15 protein-coding genes are annotated in these 15,038 nt (G+C 64.0%); 14 read left to right on the top strand and 1 reads right to left on the bottom strand.

Annotation, left to right across the window (positions count from 1 at the left end; all coding sequences use genetic code 11):
• Positions 1-82: 82 nt before the first annotated feature.
• From MY55_RS16985 to sucD, 14 genes are all read left to right on the top strand, one after another.
• A complete protein-coding gene (locus MY55_RS16985) occupies positions 83-817 on the top strand; it encodes a GntR family transcriptional regulator (protein ID WP_065202755.1) in 735 nt (244 codons plus the stop codon).
• A gap of 220 nt (positions 818-1,037) precedes the next feature.
• Positions 1,038-1,415, top strand: a complete 378-nt coding sequence (gene sdhC / locus MY55_RS16980) for a succinate dehydrogenase, cytochrome b556 subunit (RefSeq protein ID WP_043580463.1) — start codon at positions 1,038-1,040, stop codon at positions 1,413-1,415.
• A complete protein-coding gene (sdhD, locus tag MY55_RS16975; protein WP_043580465.1) occupies positions 1,409-1,753 on the top strand; it encodes a succinate dehydrogenase, hydrophobic membrane anchor protein in 345 nt (114 codons plus the stop codon). Before sdhC ends, sdhD begins: the two co-directional genes overlap by 7 nt.
• The gene (gene sdhA / locus MY55_RS16970; protein WP_043580467.1) at positions 1,753-3,528 is read left to right on the top strand and encodes a succinate dehydrogenase flavoprotein subunit; all 1,776 of its coding nucleotides are present in this window, start codon (positions 1,753-1,755) and stop codon (positions 3,526-3,528) included. Before sdhD ends, sdhA begins: the two co-directional genes overlap by 1 nt.
• 14 nt (positions 3,529-3,542) lie before the next feature.
• Entirely contained in the window at positions 3,543-4,253 is a 711-nt protein-coding gene (locus MY55_RS16965) for a succinate dehydrogenase iron-sulfur subunit (protein WP_047236507.1), read from the top strand.
• A complete protein-coding gene (locus MY55_RS16960) occupies positions 4,250-4,498 on the top strand; it encodes an FAD assembly factor SdhE (RefSeq protein WP_043580471.1) in 249 nt (82 codons plus the stop codon). The genes MY55_RS16965 and MY55_RS16960 overlap by 4 nt, the downstream gene beginning before the upstream one ends.
• A gap of 50 nt (positions 4,499-4,548) precedes the next feature.
• Positions 4,549-5,838 carry a citrate synthase gene (gene gltA / locus MY55_RS16955; RefSeq protein WP_043580473.1) on the top strand — a complete coding sequence of 430 codons (1,290 nt, stop codon included), beginning with the start codon at positions 4,549-4,551 and terminating at the stop codon, positions 5,836-5,838.
• Positions 5,839-5,967: 129 nt separating this feature from the next.
• Positions 5,968-8,796: a 2-oxoglutarate dehydrogenase E1 component gene (locus MY55_RS16950; protein WP_043580476.1), complete on the top strand. Its 2,829-nt coding sequence runs from the start codon at positions 5,968-5,970 to the stop codon at positions 8,794-8,796.
• Between the two features lie 52 nt (positions 8,797-8,848).
• Positions 8,849-10,093 (top strand): 2-oxoglutarate dehydrogenase complex dihydrolipoyllysine-residue succinyltransferase, encoded by a 1,245-nt coding sequence (gene odhB, locus MY55_RS16945; RefSeq protein ID WP_043580478.1) that lies wholly within the window; start codon positions 8,849-8,851, stop codon positions 10,091-10,093.
• A 53-nt stretch (positions 10,094-10,146) separates the two neighbouring features.
• Positions 10,147-10,332, top strand: a complete 186-nt coding sequence (locus tag MY55_RS16940) for a hypothetical protein (RefSeq protein WP_043580479.1) — start codon at positions 10,147-10,149, stop codon at positions 10,330-10,332.
• A 15-nt stretch (positions 10,333-10,347) separates the two neighbouring features.
• Positions 10,348-11,781 carry a dihydrolipoyl dehydrogenase gene (lpdA, locus tag MY55_RS16935; RefSeq protein ID WP_065202754.1) on the top strand — a complete coding sequence of 478 codons (1,434 nt, stop codon included), beginning with the start codon at positions 10,348-10,350 and terminating at the stop codon, positions 11,779-11,781.
• Between the two features lie 18 nt (positions 11,782-11,799).
• Positions 11,800-12,051 carry a hypothetical protein gene (locus tag MY55_RS16930; protein ID WP_047258562.1) on the top strand — a complete coding sequence of 84 codons (252 nt, stop codon included), beginning with the start codon at positions 11,800-11,802 and terminating at the stop codon, positions 12,049-12,051.
• Between the two features lie 96 nt (positions 12,052-12,147).
• The gene (sucC, locus tag MY55_RS16925; RefSeq protein WP_043580483.1) at positions 12,148-13,320 is read left to right on the top strand and encodes an ADP-forming succinate--CoA ligase subunit beta; all 1,173 of its coding nucleotides are present in this window, start codon (positions 12,148-12,150) and stop codon (positions 13,318-13,320) included.
• A gap of 27 nt (positions 13,321-13,347) precedes the next feature.
• The gene (gene sucD, locus MY55_RS16920; protein WP_047258561.1) at positions 13,348-14,232 is read left to right on the top strand and encodes a succinate--CoA ligase subunit alpha; all 885 of its coding nucleotides are present in this window, start codon (positions 13,348-13,350) and stop codon (positions 14,230-14,232) included.
• A 118-nt stretch (positions 14,233-14,350) separates the two neighbouring features.
• Here sucD and MY55_RS16915 read toward each other — a convergent pair whose 3' ends face one another.
• Positions 14,351-14,995, bottom strand: a complete 645-nt coding sequence (locus MY55_RS16915) for a TetR/AcrR family transcriptional regulator (protein WP_052258408.1) — start codon at positions 14,993-14,995, stop codon at positions 14,351-14,353.
• Positions 14,996-15,038: the final 43 nt, after the last annotated feature.

Below are 15,038 nucleotides of genomic sequence, written 5' to 3'. Positions count from 1 at the left end.
GGCATCAAACGCTCGTTTAAGTCTTGTGTCTTATATAAGACTTGCCTTTACGCTTGATTTGTTTGGTGTTAAAACACAGACCATGACGGCCAATACCCTGAAAAGACAGCCGCTTTATGCCCAGGTCAAACAGCGGCTGCTGGAAAGAATGGGCGAGGGCGAGTGGCAGGCGCATGAGGCGCTGCCCAGCGAATGGGAGCTGGCTGGCGAGCTGGGCGCGAGCCAAGGCACGGTGCGCAAGGCCTTGTCCGAACTGGAGGCCGCCGGCCTGCTTTACCGGCAGCAGGGGCGCGGCACCTATGTGGCCCCGGTGCCGGGCGACTGGGGCGACGCGGCGCTGCTGACGCCTGGGCTGTTCGGCGAGCAGCCGGACGATCTGGCGCGGGAGTTTTTGGGCCTGTCGCGGCTGAACGCCAGCGAGGACATCGCCGACGCGTTGCAATTGCGGCGCCTGGCGCCTTTATTGAGAATTCGCCAGCTGTGGCGCTGGCACGGCGCGCCGGTGGCGCTGGACGACGTGCTGCTGCCGGCGGAAAGATTCGATGGCATGGAAGCGCGCTGGCTGCGCAATTCGGCCGGCGTCTACGCCACCTTGCAGCAGCGTTTCGGCGTGCGCGTGCGCGTGCGCAGCGAGCAGTTCCGCGCCGAGATGCTGCCGCGGGAAGAGGCGGGGCTTCTGGGCGTGACCGGCATGGTGGCCGATGTGCCGGCGCTGTGCCTGCTGCGCTTGTCCGAAGGCATGGACGGCAGTCCGCTGGAATGGCGGCAGCGCTACTGCCTGACGCACCAGCTGGCTTATACAGTGAAACACGGCTGAAGGCTGGCCGCTTTGACGCAGATTAAAAGACTCGGAAGCAGTACGGGGTAGTCCGAGATTTGTTAGAATCCCCGGCGCATATTGCAAATGAATCGTCGGCAATGTGCCAGGTAAAGGCAGGCATCGCCCGACACAAGGGCAGAGCCGGCCGGGCGGCCTCCCGTGGTGGGCGGTCGCCATGTAACCCTCTTGGTCACAAAAAACATCCAAGGAAAGCCTTATGCAGAAGCAAAGACCGAAGCATCTGGACTTGGCCAGGATCAGACTGCCCGTGCCGGGCTTCGTCTCCATCCTGCACCGGGTCAGTGGTGTGGCGCTGTTCTTCTCCCTCCCGCTGTTGATCTATCTGCTGCACGGTTCGCTCAGTTCGGCCGAATCGTTTGAAACCTACCGCGCCGTGGTCGCCCACCCGCTGATGAAGCTGGTGCTGCTGGGCCTGATCTGGGCTTACATGCATCACTTCTGCGCCGGCATCCGCTTCCTGTTTCTCGATATTCACAAAGGTCTGGAACTTGAGACCGCCCGCGCCACCGCCAAGACCGTGCTGGTCGTCAGCCTGGCGCTGACCCTGGTTCTGGGAGGCATCGCTCTATGGTAAACCGCAATGTTGTCGGCGCCGGCTACGGCCTGCGCGATTGGGTGATGCAGCGCGTCACCGCCGTGGTGATGGTGATCTACACCGTGGCCCTGGCGTTGTTCCTGTTGGCGCTGCCGTCCGGCTATGAAGGCTGGAAAGACCTCTTCAGCCATACCTGGGTGCAGGTGCTGACCCAGACCACGCTGCTGGCGCTGTTCCTGCACGTATGGGTGGGCATCCGCGACGTGTGGATGGACTATGTGAAGCCGGTGGGCATCCGCCTGGCGCTGCACATGTTCACCATCGTCTGGCTGGTTTCCTGTTTCATCTATTCCGTTAAAGTGGTTTGGGGGCTGTAATGGGTATTCCTGTTCGTCATTTTGATGCGGTAGTCGTGGGCGCCGGCGGCGCCGGCATGCGCGCTGCGCTGCAACTGTCGGAAGCCGGCCTGAAGACCGCCGTGCTGTCCAAGGTTTTCCCCACCCGCTCCCATACCGTGGCCGCCCAGGGCGGCGTGTCCGCTTCGCTCGGCAACTCCGAGCCGGACAACTGGCACTGGCACATGTACGACACCGTCAAGGGTTCGGACTGGCTGGGCGACCAGGACGCGATCGAATTCATGTGCCGCGAAGCCCCGAAAGTGGTGGTGGAGCTGGAGCACTACGGCATGCCGTTCGACCGCAATCCGGATGGCACCATCTACCAGCGTCCGTTCGGCGGCCACATGTCCGACTTCGGCGAAGGCAAGCCGGTTCGCCGCGCTTGCGCCGCGGCCGACCGCACCGGCCACGCGATGCTGCACGCGCTGTACCAGCGCAATGTGCGCGCCAACACTCACTTCTTCGTCGAGTGGATGGCGCTTGACCTGATCCGCGACGCCGAAGGCCGCGTGCAGGGCGTGGTCGCCATGGAAATGGAAACCTCGGAAATCGTGGTGTTCCAGGCCAAGGCCACCTTGTTTGCCACCGGCGGCGCCGGCCGCATCTTCGCTTCCTCCACCAACGCCTTCATCAACACCGGCGACGGCGTGGGCATGGCGGCGCGCGCCGGCATCCCGCTGGAAGACATGGAATTCTGGCAGTTCCACCCGACCGGCGTGGCCGGCGCGGGCGTGCTGATCACCGAAGGCGTGCGCGGCGAAGGCGGCATTCTGCGCAACGCGCAGGGCGAGCGCTTCATGGAGCGCTACGCGCCGAACGCCAAGGACCTGGCTTCCCGCGACGTGGTGTCGCGCGCGATGGTGACCGAGATCAACGAAGGCCGCGGCTGCGGTCCGAACAAGGATCACGTGCTGCTGGACATCACCCACCTCGACCCCGAGGTGATCATGTCCAAGCTGCCGGGCATCCGCGAGATCTCGATCAAGTTCGCCGGCGTGGACCCGATCAAGGCCCCGATTCCGGTGGTGCCGACCTGCCACTACCAGATGGGCGGCATCCCCACCAATTACCACGGCGAAGTGGTGATCCACGGCGAGGCGGTGCATGGCTTCTACGCCGCCGGCGAATGCGCGTGCGCGTCGGTGCACGGCGCCAACCGCCTGGGCACCAACTCGCTGCTGGACTTGCTGGTATTCGGCAAGAGCTCGGCCAACTCGATGATCGAATTCATCAAGCAGCATCCGGAAGACCTGCCGGAGCTGGCTATGGCCGACGTCGAGCGTTCGGTCGCCCGCGTCGCGCGTCTGGACAACCAGACCAACGGCGTGCAGGTGCACGAGGCTCGCGCCGCGCTGCAGCGCACCATGCAGGCCCACTGCGGCGTGTTCCGCTTCAAGGACATGCTGGCCGAAGGCGTGGAAAAGATCCTGGAAGTGGCCGACATGGTCGCCAAGACCGAAATCGGCGACAAGTCCAAGGTGTTCAACACCGCCCGCATCGAGGCGCTGGAGTTGGAGAACCTGATCGAAGTGGCTAAGGCCACCATGGTTTCCGCCAATGCCCGCACCGAAAGCCGCGGCGCCCACGTCCGCGACGACGCGCTGGACACCGAGGCCACCCCGAACGGCCGCGACGACGTCAACTGGCTGAAGCACACGCTGTGGTTCCGCGACGGCAACCGCCTGGAGTACAAGCCGGTGAACATGCAGCCGCTGACCGTGGACACGATCAAGCTGAAGGCCCGCACCTACTAAGGGTTGAACCAGAGATGACTACCGAAACCATCAAATTCCGCATCTACCGCTACAACCCGGACCAGGATGCCAAGCCGTACATGCAGGACATCAGCGTGGAGATGGACGCCACCGAGCACAAGCTCTTGGACGCGCTGGTCAAGCTGAAGATCAAGGACGACACGCTGAGCTTCCGCCGTTCCTGTCGCGAAGGCGTCTGCGGCTCCGACGCGATGAACATCAACGGCAAGAACGGCCTGGCCTGCGTCACCGACTTCCGCGGCCTGAAGCAGCCGATCGAGCTGCGTCCGTTGCCGGGCCTGCCGGTGGTGCGCGACCTGATCGTGGACATGGCGCAGTTCTTCAAGCAGTACCACTCGATCAAACCGTACGTGATCAACGACACGCCGCCGCCGGAACGCGAGCGCCGCCAGTCGCCGGAGGACCGCAAGGAGCTGGACGGCCTGTACGAGTGCATCCTGTGCGCGTGCTGCTCGACGTCCTGCCCGTCGTTCTGGTGGAACCCGGACAAGTTCGTCGGCCCGGCCGGCCTGTTGGCCGCCTACCGCTTCATCGCCGATACCCGCGACGAAGCCACCAGCGAGCGTCTGGACAATCTGGAGGACCCGTACCGCCTGTTCCGTTGCCACACCATCATGAACTGCGTCGACGTCTGCCCGAAGGGCCTTAACCCGACCAAGGCGATCGGCAAGATCAAGGACCTGATGGTCAAGCGCGCGGTATGACGACTTACGATCCGATAGAACTGAAGCGGATGCGCTGGCGCTCGCGCCGCGGCCTGCTCGAACTGGACCTGGTGCTGGAGAAATTCCTGGCCGGGCCGTTCGGGCGGCTGGCCCCGGCCGAGATCGAGGCCTACCGCCGTCTGCTGGATCTGGCCGACACCGATTTTCTGGATATCGTCAGCGGCAAGGCCGATCTCGAGGATCCGGAAGAGATGGCCATTGTGGCGATCCTCCGATCGCTGTAAGGCCGAAACCACTCCAACAACAACGATATAAACCGACTGGGAGTATTGCTGTGGAAACTAATCGCAAAGTCACGCTCAGCTACAACGAGGGTAAGGACTCCATCGACCTGCCGGTCCTGGGGGGCTCGCTGGGTCCGGACGTCGTAGACATCCGCTCTTTCGGCAAGACCGGGATGTTCACGTTCGACCCGGGCTTCCTCGCCACCGCCAGCTGCGAATCCGGCATCACCTTCATCGACGGCGACCTCGGCCATCTGTACTACCGCGGCTACCCGATCGAGCAGCTGGCCGAGAAGAGCGACTATCTGGAAGTGTGCTACCTGCTGCTGAACGGCGAGTTGCCGACCGCGGCGCAGCGCAAGGAATTCGAACGCGGCGTGATGCGCCACAACATGCTGCACGACCAGCTGATGAGCCTGTTCAAGGGCTTCCGCCGCGACGCGCATCCGATGGCCGTGATGGTGGGCGTGGTGGGCGCGCTGTCCGCGTTCTACCATGACTCGCTGGACATCTCCAATCCGGAACACCGCCGCATCTCGGCCCACCGCCTGGTGGCCAAGCTGCCGACCATCGCCGCCCAAGCCTACCGCTACAACAAGGGCCTGCCGTTCTCCTACCCGAAAAACGGCCTGAACTACGCGGAAAACTTCCTGCACATGATGTTCTCCACCCCGTGCGAAGAGTACAAGGTGAACCCGGTGCTGGCCCGCGCGATGGACCGCATCTTCACCCTGCACGCCGACCACGAGCAGAACGCCTCCACCTCCACCGTGCGTCTGGCCGGCTCCTCCGGCGCGAACCCGTTCGCATGTATCGCCGCCGGCATCGCCTGCCTGTGGGGCCCGTCGCATGGCGGCGCCAACGAAGCCGTGCTGAAGATGCTGGACGAGATCGGCTCGGTGGACAATGTGGCCGACTTCATGCAGGGCGTGAAGGACAAGCGCTACAAGCTGATGGGCTTCGGCCACCGCGTGTACAAGAACATGGACCCGCGCGCCGCCATCATGAAGCAGACCTGCGACGAAGTGTTGAAGGAACTGGGCCTGGGCGACAGCCCGAAGTTCAAGCTGGCGATGGAGCTGGAAAAGATCGCCCTGAACGACCCGTACTTCATCGAGCGCAAGCTGTACCCGAACGTGGACTTCTACTCCGGCATCGTGCTGTCCGCGATCGGCATCCCGGTTTCGATGTTCACCCCGATCTTCGCGCTGGCCCGCACCGTGGGCTGGATCGCGCACTGGAACGAGATGATCGGCGACCCGGGCATGAAGATCGGCCGTCCGCGCCAGCTGTACACCGGCGCTCCGCGCCGCGACTTCGTGGAAGTGGCGAAGCGCTGATGTGAAACACCAGGGTTGGTTGAAGCGGGGGCTTCAGCCAGCCCTTTTTTACAGAGCGCTGGGGCAAGGCCGCCTTGCCCAAGCGCTTTGAGTGAATGCTGCAACGTAAAGACAAAGGGTAGCCAGATCATGATGCAATCCATGTACAGCCATTCTTACCTGTTCGGTGGGAATGCACCGTTCATCGAGGAGCTGTACGAACAGTACCTCGCTGACGCCAATTCGGTTCCGAACGAGTGGCGCGACTACTTCGACAAGCTGGCGCAGGCGCCGGGCGCCGCCGAGCGCGACGTGCCGCACCAGCCGATCCAGGAGTCGTTCATCCAGCTGGCCAAGAAGCCGCTGTCCGGCCAGCGCAGCAGCGCCGCCGCCGACTGGGACGCGATGCAGAAGCAGGTGGGCGTGCTCAAGCTGATCTCGGCCTACCGCGTGCTGGGCTCGCGCCAGGCCAACCTCGACCCGCTGAAGCGGATGGACCAGCAGACGCTGCGCGAACTGGATCCGGCCACCCACGGCCTGACCGACGCCGACATGGCGGTGCAGTTCAACGTCGGCTCGCTGGTGGGCCCGCAGAAGCTGCCGCTGTCCGACATCCTGGCGCGCCTGAAGCAGACCTACTGCGGCAATATCGGCGTCGAGTTCATGCACATCACCCAGTCCGATGAAAAACACTGGGTGCAGAAGCGCTTCGAGGGCGACCTGTCCACCCCGCGCTACGACGCGGCCAAGAAGCAGCGCATCCTGAAGCAGATCACCGCGGCGGAAACGCTGGAACGCTACCTGCACACCAAGTACGTCGGTCAGAAGCGCTTCTCGCTGGAAGGCGGCGAATCCGCGATCGCGGCGCTGGACCACCTGATCCAGAACGCCACCGCGCAAGGCGTGCAGGAACTGATCATCGGCATGGCCCACCGCGGCCGCCTGAACGTGCTGGTCAACACCCTGGGCAAGCAGCCGCGCGACCTGTTCGCCGAATTCGAAGGCAAGGCCGCCCAGCAGATGGCTTCCGGCGACGTGAAGTACCACATGGGCTTCTCGTCCGACATCCCGACCGCCAATGGCCCGATGCACGTGTCGCTGGCGTTCAACCCGTCGCACCTGGAAATCGTCAACCCGGTGGTGGAGGGCTCGGTGCGCGCGCGCCAGGAGCGCCGCAAGGACGCGGAACGCAAGACCGCTGTTCCGGTGCTGATCCACGGCGACTCCGCCTTCGGCGGCCTGGGCGTCAACCAAGGCACCTTCAACCTGTCGCAGACCCGCGGCTACGGCACCGGCGGCACCATCCACATCGTCATCAACAACCAGGTGGGCTTCACCACTTCGGACACCCGCGACATCCGCTCGACGATGTACTGCACCGACGTGGCCAAGATGATCGAAGCGCCGATCCTGCACGTGAACGGCGATGATCCGGAAGCCGTCTGCTACGTGATGCAGGCCGCGCTGGATTACCGCATGACCTTCAAGAAGGACGTGGTGATCGACCTGGTGTGCTACCGCAAGCTCGGCCACAACGAAGGCGACGATCCCTTCCTGACCCAGCCGATGATGTACAAGAAGATCGCCAAGCACCAGGGCGTGCGCGCGATGTACGCCGAGCGCCTGGTGCAGGAGGGCGTGCTGAAGGCGGAAGAAGGCGACGCGCAGATCCAGGCCTACCGCGACGCGCTGGACAAGGGCGAGCATGTCGAACAGACCGCGCTGACCAACTACCGCCGCGAACACGCGCTGGACTTCAGCCAGTACCTGGGCACCCACTGGGCGCACCCGACCGACACCTCGCTGCCGCAGGCCGACATCCAGCGCCTGACCGACAAGTTCACCTCGCTGCCGGAAGGCTTCAAGCTGCACCCGACCGTGCAGAAAGTGCTGGCCGCGCGCAAGGCGATGGCCGCCGGCGAGCAGAATGTCGACTGGGGCATGGCAGAGACGCTGGCCTACGCCAGCCTGGTGACCAACGGCTTCGGCGTGCGCATCTCCGGCGAAGACTCCGGCCGCGGCACCTTCAGCCACCGCCACGCGGTGCTGCACGACCAGAACCGCGAGCGCTGGGACCAGGGCGCCTATGTGCCGCTGCGCAATATGTCCGACAACCAGGCCGATTTCCTGGTGATCGACTCCATCCTGAACGAGGAAGCGGTGCTGGCCTACGAATACGGCTACGCCTGTTCCGCTCCCGACCAGCTGGTGATCTGGGAAGCCCAGTTCGGCGACTTCGCCAACGGCGCCCAGGTGGCCATCGACCAGTTCATCTCTTCCGGCGAGACCAAGTGGGGCCGTCTGTGCGGCCTGACCACCATCCTGCCGCACGGCTACGATGGCCAGGGCCCGGAGCACTCCTCCGCCCGCCTGGAGCGCTGGCTGCAACTGTGCGCCGAGCACAATATGCAAGTGGTGATGCCGTCCGAAGCCGGCCAGATGTTCCACATGCTGCGCCGCCAGGTGCTGCGCCCGTACCGCAAGCCGCTGGTGATCTTCCTGTCCAAGCGCCTGCTGCGCTTCAAGGATTCGATGAGCCCGATCGAAGACCTGACCAGCGGCAGCTTCCGCCCGGTGATCGGCGACGCCATCGTCAAGGATCCGAAGAAGGTCAAGCGCGTGGTGCTGTGCGCCGGCCAGGTATATTACGACCTCGCCGCCGGCCGCAAGGAACGCGGTCTGGAAGATGAGATCGCCATCGTCCGCATCGAGCAGCTGTACCCGTTCCCGACCGAGCAGGTGGCCGCCGAGCTGGCGCGCTACACCCAGGCCAAGGAAGTGATGTGGGTGCAGGAAGAGCCGCGCAACCAGGGCGCTTGGTACCAGATCCGCCACCGCCTGGAAGGCCTGTTGTCCGCCAAGCAGCAACTGTCGTTCGCCGGTCGCCCGTCGTCGGCGTCGCCGGCGGTCGGTTATATGAGCAAGCACGTCGCCCAGCTGAAAGCCTTCGTCGAAGAAGCGATGTCGGTCGCCCGCTGAGCCTACGAGAAAGTCAGGGACGGCCGGCCGCCGTCCCGCCATGGAGAAGAACATGCTGATTGAAGTCAAAGTCCCGCAACTGCCGGAATCCGTATCCGAAGCCACGCTGATGAGCTGGCACAAAAAGGTCGGCGAATTCGTCAAGCGCGACGAAAACCTGATCGACCTGGAAACCGACAAGGTGGTGCTGGAGCTGCCGGCCCCGCAAGCCGGCGTGCTGGTTGAGATCATCGAGCAGGACGGCGCCACCGTGGTGTCCGGCCAGCTGATCGCCAAGATCGACACCGCAGCCCAAGCCGGCGACGCCGCTCCTGCCCCGGCAGCCGCCGCTCCGGCAGCCGCGCCGGCTCCGGTTCAAGCCCCGGCCGCCGCGCCGGCGGCAGGCGCCGCCGCCATGCCGTCCGCCGCCAAGCTGGCCGCCGAAACCGGCGTGAACCTGGCGAATGTCGCCGGTTCCGGCCGCGACGGCCGCATCCTGAAGGAAGACGTGCAAGCCGCCGCCAAGCCGGCCGCCCCGTCGCAAGCCGGCCCGGTGTCCTCCGGCGCGGCGCTGTCGTCGACCCCGGCCGCCGTCAACATCGCCGGCATCCTGTCCGGCCGTCCGGAGCAGAGCGTGCCGATGTCGCGCCTGCGCCAGCGCGTGGCCGAGCGCCTGGTGATGAGCCAGCAGACCAACGCCATCCTCACCACCTTCAATGAAGTGAACATGAAGCCGGTGATGGACCTGCGCAACAAGTACAAGGACAAGTTCGAGAAAGAGCACGGCATCAAGCTGGGCTTCATGGGCTTCTTCGTCAAGGCTGTGGTTTCGGCGTTGAAGAAGTACCCGATCGTCAACGCCTCCGTCGACGGCAACAACATCATCTACCACGGCTACTTCGACATCGGCGTGGCGGTAGGCAGCCCGCGCGGCCTGGTGGTGCCGGTGATCCGCAATGCCGACCAGCTGAGCCTGGCGGACATCGAGAAGCAGATCGCCGACTTCGGCAAGCGCGCCCAGGAAGGCAAGCTGACCGTGGAAGAGCTGACCGGCGGCACCTACACCATCTCCAACGGCGGCACCTTCGGTTCGATGATGTCCACCCCGATCATCAACCCGCCGCAATCGGCGATCCTGGGCATGCACGCCACCAAGGAGCGCGCCGTGGTTGAGAACGGTCAAGTCGTGGTGCGCCCGATGATGTATCTTGCCCAGTCCTACGACCACCGCATCATCGACGGCCGCGAAGCGGTGCTGTCCCTGGTGGCGATCAAGGACGCCATCGAAGATCCGGCCCGCCTGATCCTCGACCTGTAACGACAAGGGCCGGCGCGAGCCGGCCTGTCTGAATCTGCAAGAACGGAGCGAGAATGAATCTGCCTGACTGGTTTTACGGCGTGGCCTCGGTGCTGGCCGGCGTGGTGCTGCTCTTCCTGACCTGGAAGAAGCATCAGCGCGGCGTGCGTGAGGACAGCTACAGCCGGGTGGGCAAGATCGTCATCGCGCTGTTCATGATCGCTTTCGGGGCCTTGCTGTTCAAAGTCGGCAAGGCCTGATCCCAAGGGAATACCATGAGCCAACAGTTTGATGTGGTAGTGATCGGCGGCGGCCCAGGCGGTTACGTTGCCGCCATCCGCGCGGCCCAGCTGGGCTTCAGCGCCGCCTGCGTAGACGCGTTCAAAAACCCGGAAGGCAAGCCCAGCTTGGGCGGCACCTGCCTGAACGTAGGCTGCATTCCGTCCAAGGCGCTGCTGCAGTCGTCGGAAAACTTCCACGCGGTGCAGCATGATTTCGCCAAGCACGGCATCAGCGTGTCCGGCGCCAAGATGGACGTCGGCCAGATGCTGGCCCGCAAGACCGACATCATCACCAAGAACGCTTCGGGCATCAGCTTCCTGTTCAAGAAGAACAAGGTCGCCAACATCCACGGCCTGGCCGCCTTCAAGGGCCGCCAGGGCGACAAGTGGGTGATCGAAGTCACCGACAACGGCGCGGTGGTGGACACGCTGGAAGCCGGCCACGTGATCGTGGCCACCGGCTCCAGCCCGCGCGCGCTGCCGGGCCTGGCCACCGACAACCAGCTGGTGCTGGACAACGAGGGCGCGCTGGCGCTCTCCGCCGTGCCGAAGCGCCTGGGCGTGATCGGCGCCGGCGTGATCGGCCTGGAAATGGGCTCTGTCTGGAAGCGTTTAGGCGCTGAGGTGACCATTCTGGAAGCGATGCCGACCTTCCTGGCGGCCGCCGACCAGCAGATCGCCAAGGAAGCCTTCAAGACGCTGACTAAAGATACGGGCCTCGACATCAAGCTGGGCGTGAAGATCGGCGAAGTGAAGGCTGGCAAGAAGAGCGTCACCGTCAATTACGAATTGAACGGCGAAGCGGTGAAGGCCGAGTTCGACAAGCTGATCGTCTCCATCGGCCGCGTGCCGAACACCCAGGGCCTGGGCGCCGAGACTGTTGGCCTGCAACTGGACGAGCGCGGCTTCGTCGCGGTGGACGAGCACTGCCACACCAATCTGCCCAATGTCTGGGCGATCGGCGACGTGGTGCGCGGCCCGATGCTGGCGCACAAGGCGTCGGAAGAGGGCGTGGCCGTGGCCGAGCGCATCGCCGGCCAGAAGCCGCATGTCGATTTCGGCGTGATTCCGTGGGTGATCTACACCTCGCCGGAAATCGCCTGGGTCGGCAAGACCGAAGAGCAGCTGAAGGCCGAGGGCGTCGAGTACAAGAAGGGCACCTCCGGCTTCGGCGCCAACGGCCGCGCGCTGGGCCTGGGCCAGGCGCAAGGCACGGTGAAGATCCTGGCTTGCGCCAAGACCGACCGCATCCTGGGCCTGCACATGATCGGCCCGATGGTGTCCGAGCTGGTCAGCGAAGGCGTGGTGTCGATGGAGTTCAAGGCCGCCAGCGAAGACTTGGCGCGCATCGTCCACGCCCACCCGTCGTTGTCCGAAGTGATCCACGAAGCCGCGCTCGCCGCCGACAAGCGCGCGTTGCACGGCTAAGTTGCGCGGGAACTCGGCATGACCCTGACCATGCATCTGGCTATCATCGCGATATTGCTGATGGTGGGCTCGCTACTGTGGGCGGTGAAGATCGCCTTTGACGAAGCTGGCGCGCTGGATGGATTGCATGGGGTTGTGCTGCTTGTGGCGGCGCTTGGTTTTCCCTGTTCAGTATTCATCTGTTCAGAGAAGGCCAGGAGCCGCCTGCCGATGCCACTGGGGGTGGCGCTTGTCGGAGTTCTCTTGTTATGGGGACTGACAAGATGGTAAAACGTGTTCCCGCAAAGTGATGGCTGCCGCAAATGCGGCGGAAGCAGATTAGGATGGGGCGTGTCCCCGTCTGATTTCCAATAAAGGAAACCATAGATGAACCTGCATGAATACCAAGCGAAAGAGCTGCTGAGCCGTTACGGCCTGCCGGTGCAACAAGGCATTCTGGCCAAGTCGCCGGAAGAAGCGGCTGCCGCTTACGACAAGCTGGGCGGCAAATTCGCCGTCGTCAAGGCCCAGGTGCACGCCGGCGGCCGCGGCAAGGCCGGTGGCGTCAAAGTGGTGAAGAGCCGCGAAGAAGCCGCCGAAGTCGCCAAGACCCTGATCGGCACCAACCTGGTGACCTACCAGACCGACGCCGCCGGCCAGCCGGTGAACAGCGTTCTGGTCTGCGAAGACATGTACCCGGTGCAGCGCGAACTGTACCTGGGCGCCGTGGTGGACCGCGGCAGCCAGCGCGTCGTGTTCATGGTTTCCACCGAAGGCGGCGTGGAAATCGAGAAGGTGGCTGAAGAAACCCCGGAAAAGATCATCAAGATCGAAGTGGACCCGCTGGTCGGCATGCAGCCGTTCCAGGCGCGCGACGCCGCGTTCGCGCTGGGCCTGTCCGGCGCGCAAGTCGCCGCGTTCTCCAAGCTGATGCTGGGCTCCTACCAGGCCTTCGTCGAAAACGACTTCGCCCTGTTCGAAGTGAACCCGCTGGCGCTGCGCGAAAACGGCGAGCTGGCCTGCGTGGACGGCAAGATCAACCTGGACTCCAACGCCCTGTACCGCCACCCGGAACTGCTGGCCCAGCGCGACAAGAGCCAGGAGAACGAGCGCGAAGTGAAGGCTTCCGAGTTCGACCTGAACTACGTGGCCCTGGAAGGCAATATCGGCTGCATGGTGAACGGCGCCGGCCTGGCGATGGCCACCATGGACATCATCAAGCTGAAGGGCGGCCAGCCGGCCAACTTCCTGGACGTGGGCGGCGGCGCCACCAAAGAGCGCGTGATCGAAGCGTTCAAGCTGATCCTGGCCGACACCTCGGTGCAAGGCGTGCTGATCAACATCTTCGGCGGCATCGTCCGCTGCGACATGATCGCCGAAGCGATCATCGCCGCCGTGAAGGAAGTGAACGTGACCGTGCCGGTGGTGGTGCGTCTGGAAGGCAACAACGCCGAGCTGGGCGCCAAGATCCTGGACGAATCCGGCCTGAAACTGACTTCCGCCCAGGGTCTGAACGACGCTGCCGAGAAGATCGTCGCCGCCGTCAAGGCCGTGGCCTGAGACCCGCACTGAGCTGAGGAATACAAAATGAGCGTATTGGTAAACAAAGACACCAAAGTGCTGGTGCAAGGCTTCACCGGCAAGAACGGCACCTTCCACGCCGAACAGGCGCTGAAGGTCGGCACCAAGGTCGTAGGCGGCGTGACCCCGGGCAAGGGCGGTTCCGAGCACCTGGGCCTGCCGGTGTTCAACACCATGAAGGACGCCGTGCGTCAGACCCAGGCCGACGCCTCGGTGATCTACGTGCCCGCAGCCTTCGCCAAGGATTCCATCCTGGAAGCCATCGACAGCGGCGTGAAGCTGATCGTCTGCATCACCGAAGGCGTGCCGACTCTGGACATGCTGTACGTGAAGAAGGCCGTCGACGAAGCCGGCATCCGCCTGATCGGCCCGAACTGCCCCGGCATCATCACCCCGGGCGAGTGCAAGATCGGCATCATGCCGTGGCACATCCACAACCCGGGCCGCATCGGCATCGTGTCCCGCTCCGGCACCCTGACCTACGAAGCCGTGGCGCAAACCACCGCGCTGGGCCTGGGCCAGTCCACCTGCATCGGCATCGGCGGCGACCCGATCCCGGGCACCAGCCACATCGACGCCTTGCGCCTGTTCCAGGATGATCCGGACACCGACGCCATCGTGATGATCGGCGAAATCGGCGGTTCCGCCGAGGAAGAAGCGGCCGAGTTCGCCAAGTCCTACGTGACCAAGCCGGTAGTCGGCTACATCGCCGGCGTCACCGCGCCGAAGGGCAAGCGCATGGGCCACGCCGGCGCCATCATCTCCGGCGGCAAGGGCACGGCGGAAGAGAAGTTCAAGGCTTTCGAGAAGGCCGGCATCGCCTACACCCGCAGCCCGGCCGAAATCGGCAAAACCATGTTCGAACTGCTGAAAAGCAAAGGCATGATCTAAGCCCGGTTTTCCTGGCCTGAGCGAAAACACCCCGCGAGCGATCGCGGGGTGTTTTTTTATTTAGCGCCTCGCAGCGCGCGGGTACGCCAAAGGCGATGCCCGCGGGGACGCAGGCGTATCAGGCGAAGCGCGCGCAGGCGCGCTCGAACGGCGACTGGAAGCGCGGGCTGACGTAGGGCGTCAGCAGATACATCAGGCTGCGGCAGCCGGACTGGATCAGTTTTTCCAGCTCGGCCGGGCTGGCGTTCTGCTTGATGGTGTTGATCCAGCCGGTCTGCACCATCTGGAAATGCTGGACCAGGTGCTGCAGCTGGCTGTCGTCGCCTTGCAGCATGCCCTGTTCGCGCAGGCGGGCGAACAGCTGGGCCAGCTTGTCGCTGAGCTGGCCACGCGAAATCTGCTGGTGGTTCTCGGCCAGCGTCGGGTTGACGCAAAACAGGCTGGGCAGGCTTTGCGGCAGGAAGCGGAAGCTCCAGATGTGGCGCAGCGTCTTTTCCATCGCGCCCACCATCGCCTCTATCGAGTTGCAATGGTTGATGGCGGCGGACAGTTGTTCACCCATGCCTTTCACGTAGCGCTGGTACAGCTCATTGACTATCTCTTCCTTGTTGCGGAAGTGGTAGTAGAGCTTGCCGGTGCTGATGTTCATCCGCTCGGCGATGTGGTTGGTGGTGATCACCCGCTCGCCCTCCTGGTTGAACAGCTGCAGGCTGGCTTCGATGATCTTGTCAAAGGTCGGCGATTGGCTGCCGCTTTTACGCATGATGATTCTTCCTGATGACACGGACACAGTCGGGAGCCGGCGC

The sequence above is a fragment of the Chromobacterium subtsugae genome, from assembly GCF_001676875.1.
In the GTDB taxonomy this organism is placed as follows: Bacteria; Pseudomonadota; Gammaproteobacteria; order Burkholderiales; family Chromobacteriaceae; genus Chromobacterium; species Chromobacterium subtsugae.
This window is presented reverse-complemented; position numbering and strand designations above follow the sequence as displayed.